Raw genomic sequence first — 21,954 nt, 5'->3', positions numbered from 1 at the left:
GGCCTGCTCCGGCTCGCGGCGCGGCGCGGCGCGGCGCGCCGCATCGCCGGCCAGGCTCGCAGCATCCGCGGTGTGCTCGCAGCGCCGGATGTGTGCTCGCAGCCCGCCGGCGCGCTGCGACATCCACGCCTGCGCTGCGACTCCCCCGCCAGCGCTGCGAGACCGCGCCAGCGCTGCGAGACCAGGCCAGCGCTGCGAGACCAGGCGAGCCCTGCGAGGACGCCTCCTTCGTCGCGCCTGGCCGAGCGAGCCCGGATCTCGTCCAACTCCACCGCGCGAGAGCGGCTCTCGTCCAACCCAGGGAACGCCGGCGTGGACCACTACTGGCGACGCCAGGGGCCGGTGATCGCGAACATGGTCCCGGGGGTCTGCACGTTCGCGAACAGCACCTTCTTGTCGTGCGAGTACACCGGGCCGGTGAACTCCGTGGCGTCGACCTCGTTGCGGGCCAGCGGGTAGGTGGCGCCCGTGCCGGAGACCCCGATGAGGTGCTGCACGCCCTCGCCGTCCTCGGCCAGGATCAGCCCGCCCCACGGCGAGACGGTGATGTTGTCGGGTCCGTCGAAGGCGCCGTCGGCGTCCGGGTCCGGGTTGACCCCGAACCGCACCTTCAGCGTCAGCGTCGAGGCCTTCGGGTCGTAGAACCAGACCTGGCCGTCGTGCGGGACCGGGCTGTCCTCGGCGCGGGCGTAGCTGGCGACGACGTAGGCGCCGCCGTCGCCCCACCACAGGCCTTCGAGCTTGCGCCCGCGGGTGACCTGGTCGTCGCCGAACTGCTCGCGCGTCGACGTGGTGGCGGCGTCGCGGTCGGGCACGGTCACCCACTCGACGCGGAACGTGGTGCCGATCTCGGTGCCGCGGGACAGGTCGTCGACGTGCTGGCCGTCGAGGCTGCACCTCATGGCGGCGAGCACGCCGTCGGTCGCGCCGAGGTCGCGGAACCGGCCCTTGCCGCCGCGGAACCCGGCGGGCGCGGCCCACCGGTAGAACAGCCCGTTGGGCCCGGCGGCGTCCTCGGTGAGGTAGAGGTCGTGGGTGTCCGGGTCGACGGCGGCGGCCTCGTGGTCGTAGCGGCCGAACGCCTTGATCGGCGTCGGGTCGAGGTTGGCCCCGCGGTCGAACGGGTCGACCTCGAAGACGTAGCCGTGGTCCTTGGCCGCCCCGTCCTCGCCGGCCCGGGTGCTGTCCTCCTCGCAGGTCAGCCAGGTGTGCCAGGGGGTGATCCCGCCGGCGCAGTTGGTGGACGTGCCGGCGATGCCGACGTGCTCGTTGAGCCGGGCGCCCTCGTGGTCGGTCTCGACGACCGTGCAGCCCCCGCCCATGCCCGGGTCGTAGGTCAGCCCGGCCAGCGCCGGCACCGGGACCTCGCCCTCGGCCAGCGCCTCGGCGAGCGCCCCGATCTCGTGGTTGTTCACCAGCACCGTGCCGCGCTTGCTCGTGAACGCACCGGTGCCGTCGTGGGTGCCCGGCGTGGGCTCCCCGGACTCCAGCACCGTCTTCCCGGCCTCGGTGACGACCCGGTAGGAGAAGCCCTCCGGCAGCGCGAGCCGGCCGGCCGGGTCGGGGAGCAGCGGGCCGTAACCGGGGGTGGCCGGCGCGGCGGCGGCGTTCGGGGCGGTCAGCAGCACCTGCGGCGTGCCGAGCAGCACGACACCGGCCACGGTGCCCTGCAGGAAGCCCCGGCGCGAGAGTCCGTCGGACGAGGAGCGGGTCACGTCATCTCCGTTCAGTGGTGGTGCGGTGACGCTGACCGACCAACTCGACCACCGGGTGAACGGATGCGGGCCCGGCGCCGTCAGGGAGGCGACCACTCCCCGGTGGCCAGGAAGCGCTCGATCGTGGCCGTGTACGGCGCCGGGTCGAGCCCCTTCGCCGCGAGCCAGTCGTCGTCGTAGTAGCTGTGGCGGTAGCGCTCCCCGCCGTCGCAGATCAGGGTGACGACGCTGCCGCGCACGCCCTCCCGCCGCATCCGCGCCACCAGCTGCCAGACGCCCCACAGGTTGGTGCCGGTCGAGCCGCCGGCCCACCGGCCGCCGGCGGTGTGCAGGTGCCGGGCCGCGGCCACGCTGGCCGCGTCCGGCACGGCGATCATCAGATCGACCACCGAGGGCACGAAGCTGGGCTCCATGCGGGGGCGCCCGATCCCCTCGATCCGGGAGGGCATGCCGGTGGCGTAGTCGGCGGCGCCGGTCGTCCAACCGGGCAGGAACGCCGAGTTCTCCGGGTCGACGACGGCCAGTCGGGTGCGGTGTCGGCGGTAGCGCAGGTACCGGCCGATGGTGGCCGACGTGCCGCCGGTGCCGGCCCCGACCACGATCCACTCCGGGACCGGGTGCGGCTCCATCGCCAGCTGCTCGAAGATCGACTCGGCGATGTTGTTGTTGCCCCGCCAGTCGGTCGCGCGCTCGGCGTAGGTGAACTGGTCGAGGTAGTGCCCGCCGCACTCGGCGGCCAGCCGCGCCGCCTCGTCGTACATCTGCACGCCGTGTTCGACGTAGTGGCAGCGCCCGCCGTACCGCTCCACCAGCGCGATCTTCTCCGGGCTGGTGGAGCGGGGCATGACGGTGACGAACGGGACGCCGATCAGCCGCGCGAAGTAGGCCTCCGACACCGCCGTCGACCCGGAGCTCGCCTCGACGACCGTGGTCCCCTCGGTGATCCAGCCGCTGGTCAGCGCGTACAGGAACAGCGAGCGGGCCAGCCGGTGCTTGAGGCTGCCGGTGGGGTGCACCGACTCGTCCTTCAGGTAGACCTGCACGCCCCACTCCTCGGGCAGCGGGTAGGCGTGCAGGTGGGTGTCGGCGGAGCGGGTGGCGTCGGCCTCGACCCGTCGGATCGCCTCGATCACCCAGTCGCGCGTCTTCCCCCCGTCCACGCGTCCACGCTAGCGGTCGCGCCGGGGGCCTCACACCGGCGCGTCGAGCCGGGCGAGCAGCTCCGCCGGCAGCTCCAGGCCCACCCCGGCCAGTGCGCTGTCGAGCTGGTGGAGCTTGCTGCCGCCGAGGATCGGGCGGATGCCGTGGGCGAGCAGCCAGGCCAGCACGACCTGCCCCCTCGGTACGCCGAGGTCGGCGGCGGCCTTGTCCAGCTCGGCCAGCCGGGCGGTGGTGGCGGGGTGGTCGTAGACCTGCGGGAGCTCCTTGTCGGGGTTGTCGTACGCCCCGCTCAGCAGCGGTGTGTACGCCCAGACCTCGATGCCGTGCTCGACGGCGTAGTCGCGCTGCTCGTCGCTCAGCACGCCGAACGGGTGCACGTTGCCGGGCGGCTGCGTCCCCGGCCGGGGCCGCAGGTAGGTCGCGCTGAGCTGGAACGCGTCGATCGGGACCGTGCCGGTGTCGAGCGCGTGCCGGCGGGCCCGCTCGACCCGCCACGCGGGGTGGTTGGAGGCGCCGACGCGACCCACGCTGCCGTCGGCCACCAGCTCCGCCACCGCGTCGACCGTCCGCTCGATCGGCACGGTGCGGTCCTCCTGGTGCAACCAGAGCATGTCGACGTGGTCGACGCCGAGCCTGCGCAAGCTGCCGGCGAAGGCGTCGCGGATCGCCCGCCGCGACAGCCCCGCCCGCTGCGCCGGCCAGCTACCCGGCCACCGCGGCTCGGCCCCGGCCTTGGTGGCGATGCGCACCCGCTCGCGGACGCCGGGGCGTGCTGCCAGCCAGCGCCCCAGCACGGCCTCGCTGTCGCCGCCGTGGCCCGATTCGCTGGCCCAGAACGAGTAGCAGTCGGCGGTGTCGATCCAGACGCCGCCGGATTCGACGAAGCGGTCGAGCAGGGCGAAGGAGGTCTCCTCGTCGATCGTCGTCCCGAACATCATGGCGCCGAGCACCAGCGGTGAATTCGTCATGTACCCAACCCTGCGATCTGGAGCGCGCTCCAGGTCAAGCGCCGCCTTCGGCGTTCAGGCCTCCGGGCTTCCCGTTCGGTCCCGGGCCGGGGTCAGGTGGTCTTCGCAGGGGCGCCATGGTCTTCGCAGGTGCTGTGGACCCTGCGAAGACCACGGTGACCCTGCGAAGACGACCAACAGGTGCCGCGACACCCGCCCGGCGCTGCGAGGACGGCCCCGCCGGCGTGACGCGGCCACTCCACTCCGGAGCCCCGGTCCGGCACTATCGGGCCGTGACGACGTACTCACCGGCCGAGGCCGCCCGGCTGTCCGGGTTCAGCATCGACACGCTCCGCTACTACGAGCGCGAGGGCATCCTGTCCCCGGTCGCCCGCACGGTCGGCGGGCGGCGCCGCTACAGCGAGGACGACCTGGGCCGGCTCAGCTTCCTGCGCTGCCTGCGCGACACCGGCATGCCCATCGCCCAGCTGCGCCGCTACGGCGAGCTCTCGCTCGACGAGTCGACGCTGTCCGAGCGGGTGGCGCTGCTGGAGGAGCACGAGGTGGCGGTCCGGGCGGCGATCGACGAGCTGCGCGGGCAGCAGGCCCGGCTGCGGGAGAAGCTGGAGTGGTACCGGGGCGAGATGGCCCGCCGGTCGGCGCTGGTCGCCCGCGTCGCCCCCGAGTGATCGACAACTCGTCCTCACGGGGCGGTGAAGTGGGCCGGGACGCAGTCGCCGACCAGGGACGCCCCGTCGCCGTAGGCGCGCTGCTCCGTCCGACGAGCGGCGACTCCGCACCGTCGGCCCAGGTCGGTACGCCGGATGGCGGCACCGTCGGGCGCCCGTGCACCCCTCTCGGCGACAGCCGGGGCCTGGAGTGGCAGGGCCGTGGGCCAGGCCCTACCGTGTGCGTCGATGTCCGAGACCCGCGAGACCCCGCAGCCCGAGCCGTCGTCGATCCGGCGCGGGAGCGACGTCGACGACCAGATCACGCTCGCGACCAGCACCCCGTCGCCGGGGAAGGTCGTGCTCGAGGTCGGCGGCGAGGTCGACATGCTCACCTCCCCGCAGTTGCGGGCCGCAGTGCTGGAGCAGTTCGAGACCGAAGGCGTCGGCACCGTCGTCCTCGACCTGGACGGCGTCACGTTCCTGGGCACCAGCGGCCTGGCCGTGCTCATCGAGGTCCGGGAGGCCGCCCAGACCTCCGGGGTCGACCTGCGGCTCGTCTGCACGGCCCGGCGCGTGCTGCGGCCGCTGACGATCGCCGGCCTGGTGCCGCTGTTCAACGTGCACGAGAGCCTCGAGCAGGCCCTGTCCGCCGACTGATATGTGACGTACGTCACAGCGCGGCGTTCGGGCTACTCGCCGTGCCGGGCCGACCGGCGGGTTCACTCCCCGCACCACCCCCGCTCTGACCAGTGACGACGCCCCCACCACCGCGCCAGTGGCGCACCGGTGGGGGCGTCGTCCTGTCCGCACGGCGGGGCCGGGTCGACCGGTCGGCGTGATTGCCGGACGGCTCCTAGTTTGGCGCTCCGACCCCCTGGGAATCAGCACCTCGACCGCCCGCTCGACCGGGCACGAAAGAACTAGGGGTGACGATGAGCGACGTTTCGCGGCTTCCCGGGCCGATGGATCACGCGTGGCAGTGGCAGCGTCTCGGCGCGTGCCGCGGCATGGACAGCGCCGTCTTCTTCCACCCCGACGGTGAGCGCAACCCGTCACGCGCGCGCCGCACCGCGCAGGCCAAGGAGGTCTGCCGGCGCTGCCCGGTGATGGACATGTGCCGCGAGTTCGCCCTGCAGACCCGCGAGCCCTTCGGCGTCTGGGGCGGGCTGGCCGAGGCCGAGCGCCGCGTCATCCTGGAGCAGCGCGGCGTCCCGATGGCCAGCTGAGCCGGACCGTACCGACGCGGGGGGGTGTCAGCCGGTGACCGCCGCCGTCGCGGCCAGATCGCGCGAGCGGAACCGCAGCAGCGGCAGCCCGTAGACCCGCGCCACCCGCTGCGCCGCCCGGCTGACGGCCGCGGCCCCGCCGGCGTCGTCGTCCGCGGCGGGCGCCAGGCACACCACTCCCGGCTCCGGGTCGAACCCGACCAACTCGCTGAGCGCGGCGACCAGGTCGTCCTCCGCGCCCGCGTGCAGCGGCAGGGCCAGGTCGAGCCGGTGCACGCGCAGCCCCGGCACGTCCAGGTCGTCGATCACCACCGAGGTGGGGATCTCCAACTCCTGCTCGGCGACGGCGAGCTGGTCGAGCTCGACCGGCGGCAGGTCGTCGACGTGGACGGGCGGCGGCACCGGGATGCGCACGGGCGTGAGCCGCGGCTCGTCGGTCGCCAGCAGCAGGTCGGCGACCGGGACCGTGCGCAGGATCCGGGCCAGGTCGGAGTCGGGCCGGAGCAGCTCCTCGGCGCTGAACGCCACGGCCACGAGGCGCCGGCCGTCTGCGGTGGCGACCGGAGGCGGCGGGACCGGCACCGTGGCCGGCACCGGCACGGGCATCCGGACCCGGCCGCTCGCCGGATCACCGGTCGGGCCGCGACCCGGCTCCCGGCGGTCCGGGGTGTCGGCGGTGAACTCGGTCGGTACTGCGGACATCGTCAACGTCCCCCACAACGCGCAAGCCGGGCCCCCTGGCCGTTTCGGCTCCATGTAACAGTGAACCGGCTGGAGACGATGGTGATCCCCAACCGGGGCCCTCGAACGCCGAGCGGGCGGGGACCATCCGTGAGCGGCGATCAGCTCACGGTGGGCTCCATTCGGTCGTACAGTCCGTCCACCGTGGAACGCCGCTCACGGCATCGGCGCAGGTCACCACCGTGTAGCGACATCCGGTAGATGTCGTACGGCCGAGCGGACCCGGCCAGCTGGGCGTGGCCGGACGTTCACCCCCCGTTCAGGTGGACGGCCGATCGCCGGAATCGATCATCCGTCCGATCGTCCGGCCGGACGGTCGTCCAGGCGCACCGCCAGCAGCGCCACGTCGTCGCGCAGCTCGGCCGGCGTGCACACCCGCAGCACCTGCTCCACGACGTCCTCGGCGTCGGCGCCCGCCGACATGCCGGCCACGGTGCGCTCCAGCAGCTCGGTCCGCTCGTCGGCGTCCTCGCCCACCGCGTCGGTGAGGCCGTCGGTGTAGAGGAACAGCGTCGAGCCCGGGGCCATCGGCACCGCCGCGTCCTCGCGGCCGACACCGGCGCGCGTGCCCAGCCGCGGCACGGCGCCGATCATCGGCGAGCGGTGCCCGTCGAGGCGGGTGAGCTTCCCGTCGGGCAGCAGCAACAACGGGGTGGGGTGGCCCGCGTTCGCGTAGCGCAGCAGCCGCACGCCGTCCTCGTCGGCCGGCTCGATGCGCGCGTAGACGGCGGTGGCCATGGCCGCCATCTCCAGGCCCTGCACCAGCTGGTCGCAGCGGTCCAGGACCAGCCCCGGCGGGGCGCCGTCCCAGGCGTAGGAGCGCAGCACACCGCGCAGCTGGCCCATCGCCGCCGCGGCCCGCAGGTCGTGGCCGACGACGTCGCCGACCGCGATGCCGACCGCCCCGTCGGGCAGGTTGAGCGCGTCGTACCAGTCGCCGCCGACCTGGTTGCCGTCCACGCCGACGAGGTAGCGGGCGGCCAGGCGCATGCCCTCGACCCGCGGCACCACCGGCAGCAGGCTGCGCTGCAGCGTGACCGCGGCCGCGTGCTCCACCTCGTAGAGGCGGGCGTTGTCCACGGTCAGCCCGGCCCGCCCGGCGATGTCGGCGGCCAGGTGCAGGTCGCTCGCGGAGTACCGGCGGCCGTAGGGCTGCTGGGTGGCCAGGGTGAGCGCGCCCAGCACCCGGCCGCGGGCCCGGATCGGCACCACCATCACCGACTTGAGCCGCAGCCGGTCGTAGGCGGCCGCGGCGACCGGGTCGTCCGGGTAGCGGTCGGCGCCGCGCTCGGGCAGCTCCGCCAGCAGCACCGGGTCGGCGCCGGTGTCCGCGCCGGGCGGCTCGCCCAGCTGACCCAGCTCGCGCAGCGCCGACTCGTCGCCGTTCTCCCGCCCGGCCACCGCCAGCCGCTGCGCGCCCCCGGCGCCGGGGCGCTCCAGCACGTCGACGGCGCACAGGTCGGCCAGCTGGGGCACCAGCGCGTGGGCCAGCCGGGCGCACGCGTCGGAGACGTCGAGGGCCCCGGTCATCTGGGTGGTGGCCTCGGCGAGCAGGCGCAGCTGGCTGCGCGCCTGCTCGGCCTCGGCCAGCGCGGCCCGCCGCTCCTGCTCGACGGTCACCCGCTCGGTGACGTCGCTCTGCACGCCGACGAAGTTCACCAGCCGGCCGTTGCCGTCGAACACCGGAGTGATCGAGACCTGGTTCCAGTAGGCGGTGCCGTCCTTGCGGTAGTTCAGCAGCACCTCGGTGATCGGCTCGCGGCGGCGCAGCGCGTCGGCGATCCGCAGGACCGTGCCGCGGTCGGTGTTCGGGCCCTGCAGCAGCCGGCAGTTGCGGCCCACGACGTCGTCGTGGGTGTAGCCGGTGAGCTTGGTGAACGACGGGTTGACCCAGATGAGGGGGTCGTCGTCCTGGCGGGGGTCGGTGATGGTGAACGACATGTCGGTCGCCACGACGGCCCGGTCGCGCAGCACCTCCAGGTGCCGGCGGTCGCCGTGCTCGGTCCCGGCGAGCTGCAGGAACACCACCAGCGCCAGCCGCGACAGGCTCGCCGCGCCCACGGCGGGGGGGTCGTCGGCCACCCCGGACAGCGCGAAACCGGTCGCCCACAGCAGCCTGCCCTCGCTGGCCTCGCGCTGCTCACTCGTAGCCGTGGACCCGCGGCGGGCGGCGTCGCGCACGGCCACCGGCTCGCCCGCCACCGGCACGCCGCGGGCCACCAGCGAGAGCGGCGAGCGCGTCTGGCTCATCCGCCGGCCGCCCAGGTCGGTCAGGCCCGCCGCGTCGCCCCAGTCGTCGATGTCGACCGGCAGCCGGACGCGGTCGCCGGCGAGCTCCATCGCGGCGGCGTTGGCGTAGACGACGCTGCGGCTGTCGAGGTCGATCACCAGCACCGCGGCCGGCGCCCCGTGCAGCACCCGGGGCAGATCGGAGCCTGCGGTGCGGGCCGCGTTGTCCAGCACCATCTCCGCGAGGCCGGGCCCGTCCACCGGGGCCGCGACGGGTCCGCCGTCCACCACCCCATCAGCCTAGGGCTCGTTCGACGCCGCCGCGCCCCCACGACCGCGGGAGGCGAACTCGTCGGTAGGATCGGACGCCGACACGGTTCAGAGAGCAGCCGTTCCAGTCCGGGCTGACCGGAGTACCCGGCCGGGTCGTACCCGGGTACCGTCGCAGCCCGAGCCGACCTGACTGCGCCGGAGGCAAGATCGATGGCCGAGCCCGCCACGCAGGGCCCCGACGCGAGCCCGCCCCGGACGGCCGGAGCGCTCGGCACCGAGGTCTCCCACCCCCGCCCGGACGCCGCGCTGCTGGCGGTCACCGGCGAGCTGGACACGCTCACCGCGCCCGAGCTGGACACGGCGCTGCGCGAGCTCGTCGCCGGGCCCCATCCGCTGCTCGTCGTCGACCTGACCGGGGTGACGTTCCTGGCCTCCAGCGGGCTGGCCGCGCTCATCCAGGCCGCGCACCGCGCCGAGGACAGCGACCGCGCGCTGCACCTGGTGGTGACCGCGCGTGCGGTGCGGCGCCCCATCGAGATCACCGGCTCGGAGCAGCTCTTCACCCTGCACTCCGACATCACCACCGCGCTGCGCGGTTGACCGCGCGCGGCGCGGACTTCGAGCCCGCCCCCGCGCGACCCGCCCCACCCCACTAGGCTGACAACCCCGAGCCGAAGGAGAACGCCAGCGTGTCCGACCTGGACTCCCCCTCCGTGCCCGACCTGGACGGGGCATCCAGCGTCGAGCTCAGGACGTCAGCGAGCCCCGCGCTGATCCCGACGATCCGCGCCGTCGCCTCCGACCTGGCCGCGAGGGCCGACTTCGACCTCGACGCCATCTCCGACCTGCGCATGGCCGTCGACGAAGCCTGCGCCACCCTCGTCGACGTCGCCGCCGCCGAGTCGAGCCTGCTGTGCACCTTCCTGGTCCGCGCGGACCGCATCGAGGTGCACGCGGTCGTGCAGACCGACAGCGCCGACACGAAGGTCTCGACCGACACCTTCGGCTGGCGGGTGCTGCAGACCCTGGCCGACGACGTCGCCCTCGAGCACGGCGGGAACGAGGACGGCACCGGCTCCACGGTCGGCATCACGCTGACCAAGCACGCCGGCGACCTACCCCGGTGACCAGGACAGATCCCGAGTACGGCCACCTCGTCCCCCTGCTGGAGCGCTACGCGGCGCTCCCCGCGGACGACCCCGGTCGGGAGCCGCTGCGCGAACAGCTCGTGCGCGGCTACCTGCCGGTGGCCCAGCACATCGCGCGGCGCTTCTCCAACCGTGGTGAGCCGCTCGACGACCTCGTCCAGGTCGCCACGGTCGGGCTGATCAACGCCATCGACCGGTTCTCCCCCGAGCGCGGCCACGAGTTCTTCTCCTTCGCGGTGCCCACGATCAGCGGCGAGGTGCGCCGGCACTTCCGCGACCTGGGCTGGTCGATGCGGGTGCCGCGGCGACTGAAGGACCTGCACGTCTCGATCAACAGCACGGTCTCGGAGCTGTCGCAGAACCTGGGACGCGCGCCGCGCCCGAGCGAGATCGCCGACAAGCTCGGCATCCCGGTGGCCGAGGTGCTGGAGGGCCTGGAGGCCTCCGAGGCGTACCGCAGCTCCTCGCTGGACGAGATGCTGTCCTCCGAGCAGGGCAGCGCCACGGTCGGCGAACTGGTTGGCGAGGCCGACGCCGAGCTCGACCGCGTCGACTTCCGCCAGGCCCTGCGCCCGGTGCTGGCCGAGCTGCCCGAGCGCGAGCGCACGATCGTGCTGCTGCGGTTCTTCGGGAACATGACCCAGACGCAGATCGCCGAGGAGGTCGGCATCTCGCAGATGCACGTCTCCCGGCTGCTCGCGCAGACCCTCGACCGGATGCGCAACCGCCTGGACCCCGAGACCCGGGCGGGCTGAGCACGCGGGGAGCTGTCGGTCGGATGACGGAGTCGGGGTGCAGATGAGCACGCAGCCGGAGCACGTGCTGGTGATCGGGGCCGGGCTGGGCGGGTTGCGCACCGCCGAGCAGCTGCGGGCCGCCGGCTTCCAGGGCCGCATCAGCCTGGTGGGCTCCGAGACCCACCCGCCCTACGACCGCCCCCCGCTGTCCAAGCAGGTGCTCAGCGGCGCGTGGGAACCCGACCGGATCGTGCTCAGCACCGTCGACGCGCTCACCGAGCTGGGCGTGCGCACGCACCTGGGCCTCACTGCGGTCGGCCTGCGCCCGGGCGTCGTCGAGCTGTCCGACGGCTCGGCCCTGCACGGCGACGCCGTGGTCATCGCCACCGGCCTCGCCGCGCGGACCCTGCCCGGCCAGCCCGACCGCGTGCACACCCTGCGCACCCTCGACGACTCGCTCGCCCTGCGCGCCACCCTCGACCGGATCGGCTCCCTGCTGGTCGTCGGGGCCGGGTTCATCGGCGCCGAGGTGGCCAGCACCGCCCGCGAGCGCGGCATCGCCGTCACCGTCCTGGAGGCGCTCCCGGTCCCGTCCGTCCGCGCGCTCGGCACCGAGCTGGGCGCGCTCGCCGGCCGGCTGCTCACCGAGGGCGGCGTCGACCTCCGCACCGAGGTCAAGATCACCGCCATGACCGCGGGCCCGGCCGAGCCCACCGGCGTGACGGTCCAGCTCGCCGACGGCACCGAGGTCGTCGCCGACGCGGCGGTGGTCGGGATCGGCGGCGAACCGCGCCTCGACTGGGTGGCCGGCTCCGGCGCCACCGTCGCCGGCGGCCTCACCTGCGGCCCCACCGGCCGCGTCGCCGGCCTCGACGCCACCTGGGCCGTCGGCGACGTCGCGCTGTGGGAGGACCCGACCCGCGGCGGCCACCACCGCCACGAGCACTGGACCAGCGCGGGCGACCAGGCCGCCGTCGTCGCCCGCGACATCCTCGGCGCCGACCCCCCGCCGCCCGCCGTGCCCTACTTCTGGTCCGACCAGTTCGGCCTGAAGATCCAGCTGCTCGGGCGGCCGGACCACGCCGACGAGGTCGTCCCCCTGCACGGCGACGGCCTCAGCGGCGGCCCGATCCGGGGCACCGTCGCGGCCTACCTCGCCGGCGACCAGCTGGTCGCGGTGGCCGGCTTCGGCGCCGCCCGGCGCATCGTGCGGTACCGGCAGCTGCTGACCACCGGCGCCACCCGGGCGGAGACGCTGGCCCACGCCACCACCCTCGCCTGAGCAACAGCGCCCTCGCCCACGAGCGCGATTCCGGCGCCGCGCGCACGAGAGGGACTTTCGTCCAACCAGATTGGACGAGAGCCGCTCTCGCCCACCGCCGCAGAGCGCATCCCCCGGCGGTCCCGGGTCGCCGTGCATACGTCCTCACGTATGCACGGCGACAGCGGGTGGTGTCAGCGGAAGAGGCTGCGGATGACCAGCAGCCCGACCAGGGCGCCCACGCCGATCAGCGCGTAGCGGATCTTCGGGTCGTTCAGCTTCTGCTGGACGCTCTCCTTGCCCGACTCCACCAGGTGCTTGGGGTTGGCCCGGTCGCTGAGCTCGTCCAGGCTCTCGGCCAGGGCGGTCCTGGCGCTCTCGATCTCGCGCTGGATGGTGTCCGGGTCGCGCGCCACGACGCCCTCCTGTTGTTCGGGGTTGGGGTTCCACACGGTAGACGGCCGGGGCCGGGGGCGTCGGTCGGGCCGCCGCACCCGACCGGGTCTGCCAGGATCGACCCCCATGAGCACCCGACTCGCCCCCGGCGACCCCGCGCCGGACTTCACGCTGCACGACGCGGACGACAAGCCGGTGTCGCTGTCGGACTACCGCGGCCGGCGCGTCATCGTCTACTTCTACCCGGCGGCCAGCACGCCCGGCTGCACGAAGCAGGCCTGCGACTTCCGCGACAACCTCGCCGAGCTCAACGACGCCGGCCTGGCCGTGCTGGGGGTGTCCCCGGACAAGCCGGCGAAGCTGGCGAAGTTCCGCGACAAGGAGGGGCTGACGTTCCCGCTCCTGTCCGACCCCGACCGCGAGGTGCTGACGGCGTGGGGCGCGTTCGGGGAGAAGAAGATGTACGGCAAGACCGTGACCGGGGTGATCCGGTCGACGTTCGTCGTCGGCCCGGACGGCAACGTCGAGGAGGCGCAGTACAACGTGCGGGCCACCGGGCACGTCGCCAAGCTGCGCAAGGACCTGAAGGTCTGACCCGTATCCTGAGCGCGCACCGTCCGGCCCCGGCCGGGCCGGACGGTCGGCCGGCGTACTCCAACTGGCAGAGAGACGGCGCTTAGAACGCCGACAGTGCGGGTTCGAATCCCGCCGCCGGCACCGCCTTGTTGCAAGTCGGTTGCATCAAACATTCGGGTGAACCGTTCCCCGACGCCCCACGAAAGTGGAGGTGTTGGTGCAGCTCGGTCCCGCACAGCTCGGGCCAGTGCATCAGCGAACGCACGACCGTTCGATTCCCACAATTACTCCGTCCGGCGTACTCGTATTCCGGGCTCGGTTCCGCACGCCCATGCACCGGAGACGTTCCCCCGTTTCCCGGTCGTCCCATGCTGTCCTCCGAAAGGGACACGATGTCTCGCTCACACCGCTCCCGCCGCCGGGTGGCCGGTGCGCTCGCGACCGCGGGCACCATCGCGCTCACCACGGCGTTGGCGACGTTCTCGGCCGGCTCGGCCGGCGCCTCCAGCCACCGCGAGGCCCCGCTCATCGCCGCCGACCCGGCCGTCGACAACACCGACGTCTACGCCTTCGTCAGCCCCGACAAGCCCGACACGGTCACCTTCGTGGCCAACTGGTTCGGCCTGCAGGAGCCCAACGGCGGCCCGACGTTCTACCCGTGGGCCACCGACGCCAACTACGACATCCACATCGACAACGACGGCAACGCGAAGTCCGACGTCAGCTACCGGCTCACGGTCCGCACCGAGGACCGCCGCGGCAACGACACGTTCCTCTACAACAACGGCCCGATCGAGAGCCTGGACGACGAGAACCTGCTGTTCCGGCAGTACTACACGGTCTCGGTGAGCAAGGGCGGCGGCTGGGAGAAGATCGGCGAGGGCCAGGTGGCGCCGTCGAACGTCGGCGCGGCCTCCATCCCGGACTACGCCCCGCTGCGCGACCAGGCCATCACCGAACTGCCCGGGGGCGGCCAGACCTACGTCGGCGCTGCCGAGGACCCGTTCTTCGCCGACCTGCGGGTCTTCGACCTGCTCTACGGCGGCGACCTGTCCGAGACCGGGCAGGACACGCTGGCCGCGACCAACGTCAACACCTGGGCGCTGCAGGTGCCGCTGACCGAGGTCACCGCCAACGGCGACCCGGAGCGCAACCCGGTGATCGGCACCTGGAGCGCGACCGAGCGCAAGACCCTGCAGCTCTCCCCCGGCATGGCCACCCCGACCGGCCCGGACGTGCAGGTCTCCCGGCTGGGCAACCCGCTGGTCAACGAGGTCGTGCTGCCGGCCGGGCTGAAGGACGCGTTCAACGGCCTCGCGCCGGTGAAGGACGCGACCATCCCCGAGGTCGTCGACCGGGTGACCGACCCCGAGGTCGCGCGGCTGCTGGAGGGCATCTACGGGCTGCCCGCGCCCGCCACACCGCGCAACGACCTGGTCGAGATCTACCTGACCGGCATCGCGAAGAACGCGCCGACGCTCGACGGCACCGCGCCGCCGATCCAGGCCGACCTGAACAGCCAGGTGCTCAACGCCGACGCCGACCCGGCCCAGTTCCAGCCCTCGGAGATGCTGCGGCTCAACACCTCCGTCGAGCCGACCAAGGACCCCGACCGCCTCGGCGTGCTGGCCGGCGACCTGCAGGGCTTCCCGAACGGGCGCCGCCTCGGCGACGACATCATCGACATCTCGCTGCAGGCCGTGGCCGGGGCCGCGCAGACCGGCACGCTGGTCGACGCGCTGGCCGCGGGCGACAAGGTCGACGCCAACGACGTCGCGTTCCTCGACGAGTTCCCGTACGTCGCGCTGCCGGGCAACCGGACGGCCGCCGACGGCGCCGCCGCTGGCGGCGACGACAAGGACGGCTCGGGCGTGACCCCGTCGTCGAGCGGCGGGTCCGAGAGCGGTTCGGGCAGCGGGTCGGAGAACGCGACGGTGGACGCCGCCGTCCGCCCCGCCGCCAGCAGCACCGACTGGAGCCCGATGGCCGTCGCGGCCGCCGGCAGCCTGGGCGGTGCCCTCCTGGCCGGTTCCGTGGTCGCGCTGGCGCTGCGGCGGCGCCGCGGGCGCGTCGGACCGGCCGGCCCGCAGGGTCCGGGCGCTCCGCCGGCGATGACCGGCTGAGCGGATGACCCCGCGCCGGGGGCGATCGCGTCCCACGCCGATCGCCCCCGCCGCGCTCCCCCACCCGACCGGACCGGGAGGCGGTGGTGCCGCCCCGCCTCCCGGTCCTCCCCATCGACCGCCGCACCGCATCCCGGACAGGACCCGCCATGGCCGCCGCCGCACCGCCCGTCGAGACCGGTCCCGAGCCCACCGACACCGCCGACCGCCCCGAGCCCGCTCCCCGCCGCTCCCGGTTGCGCCTCGTCGCGATGGCCGTCGCCGTCGCCGGCCTGCTGGCCACCGCGTTGGCCGCCGGCCTGCAGGCCACCCGCGCCGCCGACCCGGCTGCGACGCCGTCCGCGGTCAGCGACCGGCTCTCCGCCACGATCGAGCAGTCCCAGGCCCGGCTGCGCCGGGTGCCGACCGACGCGGCCACCTGGGCCGGCCTCGGCGGCGCCTACGTCGAGCAGGCCAGGGTCACCGCCAACCCCGCCTACTACGGGCAGGCGCAGGGCGCGTTGGGGCGGTCCCTGCAGCTGGCGCCCGACGGCAACGCCGCCGCCCTGGTCGGGCTGGGCGCGCTGGCCAACGCCCGGCACGACTTCGCCGCCGCCCGCGGCTACGCGGAGCGGGCCCTGGCCGTCAACCCGGCCAGCGCCGAGGCCAACGGCGTGCTCGCCGACGCCGCAACGCAGCTGGGCGACACCGCCGCCGCGACCGCCGCCGTGCAGCGGATGCTGGACCTGCGTCCCGGCGTCGCCTCCTTCACCCGCGCCTCCTACGAGCTGGAGCTGCACGGCGACGTCGACGGCGCCCGCGCGGCACTGGAACGCGCGCTGGCCGCGGCGACCAGCACCGACGAGACCGCCTTCTGCGAGTACTACCTGGGCGAGCTGGCCTGGAACCACGGGCGGGTCGAGGTGGCCGGCGGGCACTACGAGCGCGGTCTGCTGGCCGACCCCGACCACGCCGCCCTGCTGCAGGGCCGGGCGAAGGTGCTGGCCGCGACCGGTCGGGTGGACGAGGCGATCGAGGGCTACCGGGTGCTGACCCAGCGCGTGCCGCTGCCGCAGTACCTGCTCGAGCACGGCGAGCTGCTGGAGTCGGCCGGGCGCACGGCCGAGGCGCAGGCCCGGTACCGGCTGCTCGGCGAGCAGCACCGCCTCGCCGAGGCGTCCGGCGCGCGGGACGGCCTGGCCGCGGCCCAGCTGGCCGCCGACCACGGCGACCCGGCCGAGGCCGTCGCGCTCGCCCGGGCCGAGTACGCGAAGGCCCCGAGCATCTTCACCGCCGACGCGCTGGCCTGGGCGCTGCACCGCGCCGGGCTCGACGCCGAGGCCCTCCCCTACGCCGAGCGGGCCACCTCGCTGGGCCGCCGGGACGCGGCGACCGACGCCCACCTCGGCCTCGTGCTGGCCGGGCTCGGCCGCACCGACGAGGCCATCGCGGTGCTCGACGGCGCACTGGCGACCAACCCGCACTTCTCCCCGCTGCTCGCGGCGACGGCCCGGCAGACCCTCGACACCCTGCGAGGACAGCGATGACCGCCCGTTGGCCGGCCCGCATCGGCGTGGTCGCCGCCCTGTGCGCCGGCGCGGCCGCCCTGGTCCCCGGTGGTGCCGCCGAGGCGCACCCGCTGGGCAACCTGACCGTCAACCACCACGACGGGCTGACCCTGTTCCCGGACCGGGTCGAGCTGCTGGCCGTCGTCGACCACGCCGAGGTCCCGACCCTGCAGCTCACCCCGGAGATCGACCGGGACGCCAGCGGCGCGGTCGACGCCGCCGAGGCCCGGCGGCGCGCCGACGCCGACTGCGCGGCCCTCGCCGCCGACGTCCGCGCGACGGTCGACGGGGTGCCGCTCGCCTGGACGGTGACCGGCGCCGCGCTGACGCAGCCGGCGGGCGAGGCCGGCCTGCCCACGACCCGCGTGGAATGCGCGCTCACCGCCCCGGCCGCGCTCGACCGGCCGGCGACCGTCGAGCTCGTCGACGCGCACCTGGCCGACCGGATCGGCTGGCGGGAGATCACCGCCGTCGGCTCCGGGGTGGCGCTGGTCGACCCGCCGGTGCCGGCGACCAGCGTCAGCGACCGGCTCCGCGCCTATCCCGCCGACCTGCTGAGCAGCCCGCTCGACCAGCGCTCGGTCGTGCTGGGCACGCAGCCCGGCGTTGGAGCCCCGGGCTCCGTCGCCGCGGCGGGTGGCCCCTCCGTCGAGGGCCTGCTGGCCGAGCTCGACGGCGTCTTCACCGATCTCGTCGGGAGCGCCGAGCTGACCGGCTGGGTCGGGCTGCTGGCCGTGCTGCTGGCCCTGGTGCTGGGCGCCTCGCACGCCCTGCTGCCCGGGCACGGCAAGACCGTGATGGCCGCCTACCTGGCCGGGCGGCGCGGCACCCGGCGCGACGCGCTGGTGGTCGGGGCGACGGTGACGATCACCCACACGGCCGGGGTCCTCGTGCTCGGGCTGGCGATCAGCGTCTCGGCGGCGGTCGCGCCGACCGGGGTGCTGGGGTGGCTGGGGGTGGCGAGCGGGGTGCTGGTCGCGGCGATCGGGGCCGGACTGCTGCGCTCGGCCCTGCGGGCCCGCCGGGCCTCCTTCTCCGAGCCGGAGCTCGTGCTGGCCGGCGGCGTGACCCACGGACACGGCCACGGGCACGGGCACGGCCACGGGCACGGGCACGGGCACGGGCACGGGCGTGGGCACGGACCCGGGGACGGGGAGCGGTTCGGGCGCGGCGCGCTGGTGGGGCTCGGGGTCGCCGGGGGGCTGGTGCCCAGCCCGACCGCGCTGGTGGTCCTGCTCGGCGCCATCGGCCTGGGCCGCACCTGGTTCGGCGTCGGCCTCGTGCTCGCCTACGGGCTGGGCATGGCGGCCACCCTGACCGCGGCCGGCCTGCTGCTGGTCGTGCTGCGCGACCGGTTGGAGGGCTCCGCGGTGGCCGTCCGCCTGCGCGGTCGTTCGGCCCGCCTGTCGAGCGCCATGCCCGTGCTGACCGCGGCGCTCGTGCTCGTCGTCGGGGTGGGACTGGTCGTCCGCAGCCTCTGACGCTCAGGCCGCCCGCCCGAACTCGCCGGGGTCGGCCCCTGGGTCGTCGTCGACCTCGGCGGCCGGCTCCGGCTCGGTCGGCAGCGGGCGGCGGGCCACGACGAAGGCGCCGACCGCGCCGACCACGGCGGACACGCCCGAGACCACGAAGCTGATCGGGTGCGGGTTGCCGCTGACCGCGGCGTCGCCGAGCACGACGATCGAGATGGTGCCCGGCAGCACGCCGATCACCGTGCCCAGCAGGTAGGAGCCGACGCCCACGCCGGACAGCGCCGAGGCGTAGTTCATCACCGAGAACGGCATGAACGGGAACAGCCGCAGTGAGATCATCGCCAGCAGCCCCCGGTGCCGCACGCGCCGGCGGATCCAGGCCACCGGCGCCCGGTGCGCGTGCCGCTCGACCAGCCGCCCACCGGTCGCGTTGGCCAGCACGAACGCCAGGCCAGCCGCGGCCGCGGTGCCGCCGAGGGCGGCGAGGATGCCGGTCACCGGACCGAACAGCACGCCCGCGGCGACGGTGAACACCGTGCGCGGGACCGGCCCGGCGCAGATCACGGCGTGCAGCGCGACGAACACGACCGGCGCCCAGAGACCCGCGGCGGCGACGGTCTGCCGGACGTCGGGGATGCCGTCGCGCAGGAGGTAGGCGGCCAGCGCCGCCACCGCCAGCAGCGCCAGGCCGGCGCCGACCCGTCGCCAGATCACTCAGTTGACGGTACCGGCGCCGAGGGGCCGACCCGGCCGCAGGGGGTGGTCCCCTGGCGTGATCCGGCCGTTCCACCGGCGATTCCCGTCACATTGACGCAGCGCCGGCTACGGCTCCCGCCATGACCTCGCCGCGCGGACCGCGGCGGGCCGGCCGAGCGTGCGCGTGAACCAGGTCGGCTACGCGACCACCGGGCCGATGACGTCTGCATCCGGTCGAACGCGCCGCTCGTGCCGGGGTGGCCGGGCTAGCGTGATCGCCATGACCGACCCCGCGCGCCCCCTCGACCTCGACCCCGACGGCCTGGCCGTGCGCCGCGAGGTGCTCGGCCCCGAGCACGTCGACGCGGCGCTCGGCCGCGCCGACGACGTCACCGCCGAGTTCCAGGAGATGATCACCCGCTACGCGTGGGGCGGCATCTGGACCCGCCCCGGCCTCGACCGGCGCATGCGCAGCGCGGTGACCCTCACCGCGCTCGTCGCCCACGGCCACTTCGCCGAGCTGGAACTGCACCTGCGCGGAGCCCTGCGCAACGGCCTGACCAGGGCCGAGATCGTCGAGGTGCTGCTGCAGTCGGCGATCTACTGCGGGGTGCCCGCGGCCAACTCCGCGTTCCGGGTCGCGCAGCGGGTGCTGGCCGAGGAGCAACTCGCCGGCGACTGACCCCGCCGCCTCGGAGTTCAGGAAAGCCACGATGCTGCCCTCTGCGGGCAGCATCGTGGCTTTCCTGAACCGGGCCGCCCCCCGCGCTGGCATAGGCTGCTGGTCCTGTGACCCTGCTTGTCGTCCTCGGGCCCGACCTGGTCCCCGCCGTGACCCCCGCCGACACCCCGATCCTGCGCGCCGACGACCTCGGCGCCGTGCGCGGCGACGGCGTCTTCGAGACCGCGGACGTGCGCGGCGGGCAGCCTTGGCTGCTCGACGCGCACCTCGACCGGATGGCCCGCTCGGCCGCCGCGCTGCAGATCGACCTGCCGCCGCGGGAAGCGCTCGTCGCGCTCGCCGAGACCGCTTGCGCCGCGTGGCCTTCGGCCGACGAGGGCGCGCTGCGGATCGTGTGCACCCGCGGCCGCGAGACCGGCGGCCCGCCCACGGTCTACGCGACGCTCAAGCCCATCACCGACCACCAGCGCGCCCAGCGGCGCTCGGGCATCGCGGTGCGCACCCTCTCGCTCGGGCTGCCGGTCGCCGCGCGCACCGCCGAGCCCGCCCTGCTCGCCGGGGCGAAGACGCTGTCCTACGCGGTGAACATGGCCTGCCAGCGCTGGGCCACCGCCCACGGCGCCGACGACGTGCTGTGGGTCTCCGGCGACGGCTACGCCCTGGAGGCACCGACGTCGTCGCTGGTCTGGCTGCGCGACGGGGAGCTGTGCACCGTGCCGCCCGCCGAGACCGGGATCCTGGCCGGCACCACGGCGGCGCACCTGCTCTCCCGGGTGGGCGAGCTGGGCTGGACCGCGCGGGAACGGCTCGTGCGCCCGGCCGAACTGGTCGACGCCGAGGGGGTCTGGCTGACGTCGTCGGCCCGCGGCCTGGTCGAGATCCGCACCCTCGACGACACCCCCCTCGGTCCCTCCCCCGAGACGACCCGCATCGCCAAGCTCCTCAACTTCCCCGCCTGACGGTGAGGGCTAGAGGGCGCGGAGGTGGGGCAGGAGGGCGCGCAGGGCGCGGCCGCGGTGGGAGTCGGCGTCCTTCTCCTGCGCGCTCAGCTGCGCGGAGGTCCGCTCCTCCCCCTCCGGGACGAAGATCGGGTCGTAGCCGAAGCCGTTGGTCCCGCGCGGCTCGCGGATGATCCGCCCCCGCCACTCCCCGTGCACCACGACGTCGGGGCGGCCGGGGACGACGAGGGCCGCCGCGCAGACGAACGCCGCGCCGCGCCGCTCGTCGGGGACGTCGCCGAGCTGGCCCAGGACGAGGCGCAGGTTGGCCGCGTCGTCGCCGTGGCGGCCGGACCAGCGCGCGGAGAGCACGCCGGGCATGCCGTTGAGGGCGTCGATCGCGAGGCCGGAGTCGTCGGCGACGGCGGCCAGCCCGGTGGCCGCCACGGCGTCGCGGGCCTTGGCCAGGGCGTTCTCCCCGAAGGTCGCCCCGGTCTCGGGGGCGTCGGGGTAGTCGGGCACGTCGCGCAGGCCGAGGATCTGCAGGTTGGCCAGCTCGGCGGCGGCGACGATGCGGTCCAGCTCGGCGATCTTGCCGGCGTTGCGGGAGGCCAGCAGCAGCTTCACGGCAGCTCTCCGGGGTAGGGCTCGGCCAGGGCGGCGGCCTGCAGCTCGGAGAGCTGCCGGATGCCGACCAGCGCGCTGTCGAGCATGGCGTCGAGGGTGCGGCGGGTGAACGTGGCGCCTTCGCCGGTGCCCTGCACCTCGATGAGGGTGCCGGTGTCGGTGGCGACGACGTTGGTGTCGACCTCGGCGCGCGAGTCCTCCTCGTAGGGCAGGTCGAGGCGGACCCGCCCGTCGACGACGCCGACGCTGACCGCGGCGACCCGGCAGGACAGCGGCTTCGGGTCGGCGAGCCTGCCGTGCGCGCCAAGGTAGGTGACGGCGTCGGCGAGGGCCACGAAGGCGCCGGTGATGGCGGCGGTGCGGGTGCCTCCGTCGGCCTGCAGCACGTCGCAGTCCAGGGCGATGGTGTTCTCGCCGAGTGCGGCCAGGTCGATGCAGGCGCGCAGCGAGCGCCCGATCAGCCGGCTGATCTCGTGGGTGCGGCCGCCGACGCGGCCCTTGACCGACTCGCGGTCGCTGCGGGTGTTCGTGGCCGAGGGCAGCATCGCGTACTCGGCGGTCAGCCAGCCCAGCCCGGAGCCCTTGCGCCAGCGCGGCACGCCCTCGGTGGCGCTGGCCGCGCACAGGACCTTCGTGTCACCGAACTCGACGAGCACCGAGCCTGCGGGGTGCTTCTGGAAGCCGCGGGTGATCTTCACCGGGCGCAGCTCGTCGTCTTTCCTGCCGTCTTTCCGGGCGTCTGGTCGGGGTGCCTGGTCGGTGCTCACCGGGCGAGTCTAGGCACGCCC

General features: G+C 74.8%; 22 protein-coding genes and 1 tRNA gene. 14 read left to right on the top strand and 9 right to left on the bottom strand.

From position 1 onward, the window contains the following. Positions 1-320: 320 nt before the first annotated feature. From KIK08_RS06055 to KIK08_RS06045, 3 genes are all read right to left on the bottom strand, one after another. The gene (locus KIK08_RS06055) at positions 321-1,715 is read right to left on the bottom strand and encodes an alkaline phosphatase PhoX (RefSeq protein WP_308257432.1); all 1,395 of its coding nucleotides are present in this window, start codon (positions 1,713-1,715) and stop codon (positions 321-323) included. Between the two features lie 80 nt (positions 1,716-1,795). Continuing rightward, the gene (gene cds1 / locus KIK08_RS06050; protein WP_214401996.1) at positions 1,796-2,875 is read right to left on the bottom strand and encodes an L-cysteine desulfhydrase Cds1; all 1,080 of its coding nucleotides are present in this window, start codon (positions 2,873-2,875) and stop codon (positions 1,796-1,798) included. A gap of 30 nt (positions 2,876-2,905) precedes the next feature. Next, the gene (locus KIK08_RS06045) at positions 2,906-3,844 is read right to left on the bottom strand and encodes an aldo/keto reductase (protein WP_214401995.1); all 939 of its coding nucleotides are present in this window, start codon (positions 3,842-3,844) and stop codon (positions 2,906-2,908) included. Positions 3,845-4,116: 272 nt separating this feature from the next. On the opposite strand from KIK08_RS06045, the gene KIK08_RS06040 reads away from it, so the two are divergent. The 3 genes from KIK08_RS06040 (at position 4,117) to KIK08_RS06030 (ending at position 5,720) form a co-directional block, all read left to right on the top strand. Further along, entirely contained in the window at positions 4,117-4,512 is a 396-nt protein-coding gene (locus KIK08_RS06040) for a MerR family transcriptional regulator (protein WP_308257430.1), read from the top strand. Positions 4,513-4,740: 228 nt separating this feature from the next. After that, a complete protein-coding gene (locus KIK08_RS06035) occupies positions 4,741-5,151 on the top strand; it encodes an STAS domain-containing protein (protein WP_214401993.1) in 411 nt (136 codons plus the stop codon). A 275-nt stretch (positions 5,152-5,426) separates the two neighbouring features. After that, the gene (locus KIK08_RS06030; RefSeq protein ID WP_214401992.1) at positions 5,427-5,720 is read left to right on the top strand and encodes a WhiB family transcriptional regulator; all 294 of its coding nucleotides are present in this window, start codon (positions 5,427-5,429) and stop codon (positions 5,718-5,720) included. Positions 5,721-5,747: 27 nt separating this feature from the next. On the opposite strand, the gene KIK08_RS06025 is transcribed toward KIK08_RS06030, so the two are convergent. Both KIK08_RS06025 and KIK08_RS06020 read right to left on the bottom strand, forming a co-directional pair. Further along, on the bottom strand, positions 5,748-6,422 hold the full coding sequence (locus tag KIK08_RS06025; RefSeq protein ID WP_214401991.1) for a hypothetical protein: 675 nt from the start codon (positions 6,420-6,422) through the stop codon (positions 5,748-5,750). Between the two features lie 327 nt (positions 6,423-6,749). After that, positions 6,750-8,981 (bottom strand): SpoIIE family protein phosphatase, encoded by a 2,232-nt coding sequence (locus KIK08_RS06020; RefSeq protein ID WP_214401990.1) that lies wholly within the window; start codon positions 8,979-8,981, stop codon positions 6,750-6,752. 192 nt (positions 8,982-9,173) lie between these two features. Between KIK08_RS06020 and KIK08_RS06015 the strand changes: the two genes are divergently transcribed. The 4 genes from KIK08_RS06015 to KIK08_RS06000 all read left to right on the top strand — a co-directional run bounded on the left by KIK08_RS06015 (position 9,174) and on the right by KIK08_RS06000 (position 12,130). Beyond that, positions 9,174-9,563 (top strand): STAS domain-containing protein, encoded by a 390-nt coding sequence (locus tag KIK08_RS06015; protein ID WP_214401989.1) that lies wholly within the window; start codon positions 9,174-9,176, stop codon positions 9,561-9,563. Positions 9,564-9,652: 89 nt separating this feature from the next. Further along, positions 9,653-10,090 (top strand): ATP-binding protein, encoded by a 438-nt coding sequence (locus KIK08_RS06010; protein ID WP_214401988.1) that lies wholly within the window; start codon positions 9,653-9,655, stop codon positions 10,088-10,090. Beyond that, complete coding sequence (locus KIK08_RS06005) at positions 10,087-10,866, top strand: SigB/SigF/SigG family RNA polymerase sigma factor (protein WP_214401987.1); 780 nt, start codon at positions 10,087-10,089, stop codon at positions 10,864-10,866. The genes KIK08_RS06010 and KIK08_RS06005 overlap by 4 nt, the downstream gene beginning before the upstream one ends. Positions 10,867-10,909: 43 nt before the next feature. Then, on the top strand, positions 10,910-12,130 hold the full coding sequence (locus KIK08_RS06000) for an NAD(P)/FAD-dependent oxidoreductase (protein WP_214401986.1): 1,221 nt from the start codon (positions 10,910-10,912) through the stop codon (positions 12,128-12,130). A gap of 173 nt (positions 12,131-12,303) precedes the next feature. On the opposite strand, the gene KIK08_RS05995 is transcribed toward KIK08_RS06000, so the two are convergent. Then, positions 12,304-12,525 (bottom strand): DUF3618 domain-containing protein, encoded by a 222-nt coding sequence (locus tag KIK08_RS05995; RefSeq protein ID WP_214401985.1) that lies wholly within the window; start codon positions 12,523-12,525, stop codon positions 12,304-12,306. A 106-nt stretch (positions 12,526-12,631) separates the two neighbouring features. Here KIK08_RS05995 and bcp point away from each other — a divergent pair, with 106 nt between their 5' ends. From bcp to KIK08_RS05970, 5 genes are all read left to right on the top strand, one after another. After that, positions 12,632-13,099, top strand: a complete 468-nt coding sequence (gene bcp / locus KIK08_RS05990; RefSeq protein WP_214401984.1) for a thioredoxin-dependent thiol peroxidase — start codon at positions 12,632-12,634, stop codon at positions 13,097-13,099. Positions 13,100-13,148: 49 nt separating this feature from the next. Next, a tRNA-Leu gene (locus KIK08_RS05985) sits at positions 13,149-13,222 on the top strand. A 251-nt stretch (positions 13,223-13,473) separates the two neighbouring features. Further along, positions 13,474-15,204 (top strand): DUF4331 domain-containing protein, encoded by a 1,731-nt coding sequence (locus KIK08_RS05980; RefSeq protein WP_214401983.1) that lies wholly within the window; start codon positions 13,474-13,476, stop codon positions 15,202-15,204. A 149-nt stretch (positions 15,205-15,353) separates the two neighbouring features. After that, a complete protein-coding gene (locus KIK08_RS05975; protein WP_214401982.1) occupies positions 15,354-16,730 on the top strand; it encodes a tetratricopeptide repeat protein in 1,377 nt (458 codons plus the stop codon). Beyond that, positions 16,727-18,232, top strand: a complete 1,506-nt coding sequence (locus KIK08_RS05970; RefSeq protein WP_250556387.1) for a High-affinity nickel-transporter — start codon at positions 16,727-16,729, stop codon at positions 18,230-18,232. Before KIK08_RS05975 ends, KIK08_RS05970 begins: the two co-directional genes overlap by 4 nt. 3 nt (positions 18,233-18,235) lie before the next feature. Here KIK08_RS05970 and KIK08_RS05965 read toward each other — a convergent pair whose 3' ends face one another. Beyond that, positions 18,236-18,937 (bottom strand): TVP38/TMEM64 family protein, encoded by a 702-nt coding sequence (locus KIK08_RS05965; protein ID WP_214401981.1) that lies wholly within the window; start codon positions 18,935-18,937, stop codon positions 18,236-18,238. A 262-nt stretch (positions 18,938-19,199) separates the two neighbouring features. Here KIK08_RS05965 and KIK08_RS05960 point away from each other — a divergent pair, with 262 nt between their 5' ends. Continuing rightward, positions 19,200-19,601 carry a carboxymuconolactone decarboxylase family protein gene (locus KIK08_RS05960; RefSeq protein ID WP_214401980.1) on the top strand — a complete coding sequence of 134 codons (402 nt, stop codon included), beginning with the start codon at positions 19,200-19,202 and terminating at the stop codon, positions 19,599-19,601. Positions 19,602-19,708: 107 nt separating this feature from the next. Continuing rightward, positions 19,709-20,560, top strand: a complete 852-nt coding sequence (locus KIK08_RS05955; RefSeq protein ID WP_214401979.1) for an aminotransferase class IV — start codon at positions 19,709-19,711, stop codon at positions 20,558-20,560. A 9-nt stretch (positions 20,561-20,569) separates the two neighbouring features. Here KIK08_RS05955 and rdgB read toward each other — a convergent pair whose 3' ends face one another. Together rdgB and rph are read right to left on the bottom strand one after the other, a co-directional pair. Then, entirely contained in the window at positions 20,570-21,166 is a 597-nt protein-coding gene (rdgB, locus tag KIK08_RS05950; RefSeq protein ID WP_214401978.1) for an RdgB/HAM1 family non-canonical purine NTP pyrophosphatase, read from the bottom strand. Beyond that, on the bottom strand, positions 21,163-21,933 hold the full coding sequence (gene rph, locus KIK08_RS05945) for a ribonuclease PH (RefSeq protein ID WP_214401977.1): 771 nt from the start codon (positions 21,931-21,933) through the stop codon (positions 21,163-21,165). The genes rdgB and rph overlap by 4 nt, the downstream gene beginning before the upstream one ends. Positions 21,934-21,954: the final 21 nt, after the last annotated feature.

It is taken from the genome of Pseudonocardia lacus (genome assembly GCF_018531445.1).
In the GTDB taxonomy this organism is placed as follows: domain Bacteria; phylum Actinomycetota; class Actinomycetes; order Mycobacteriales; family Pseudonocardiaceae; genus Pseudonocardia; species Pseudonocardia lacus.
The sequence above is the reverse complement of the archived record's forward strand: the minus strand, read 5'-3'. Positions and strand labels throughout refer to the sequence as shown.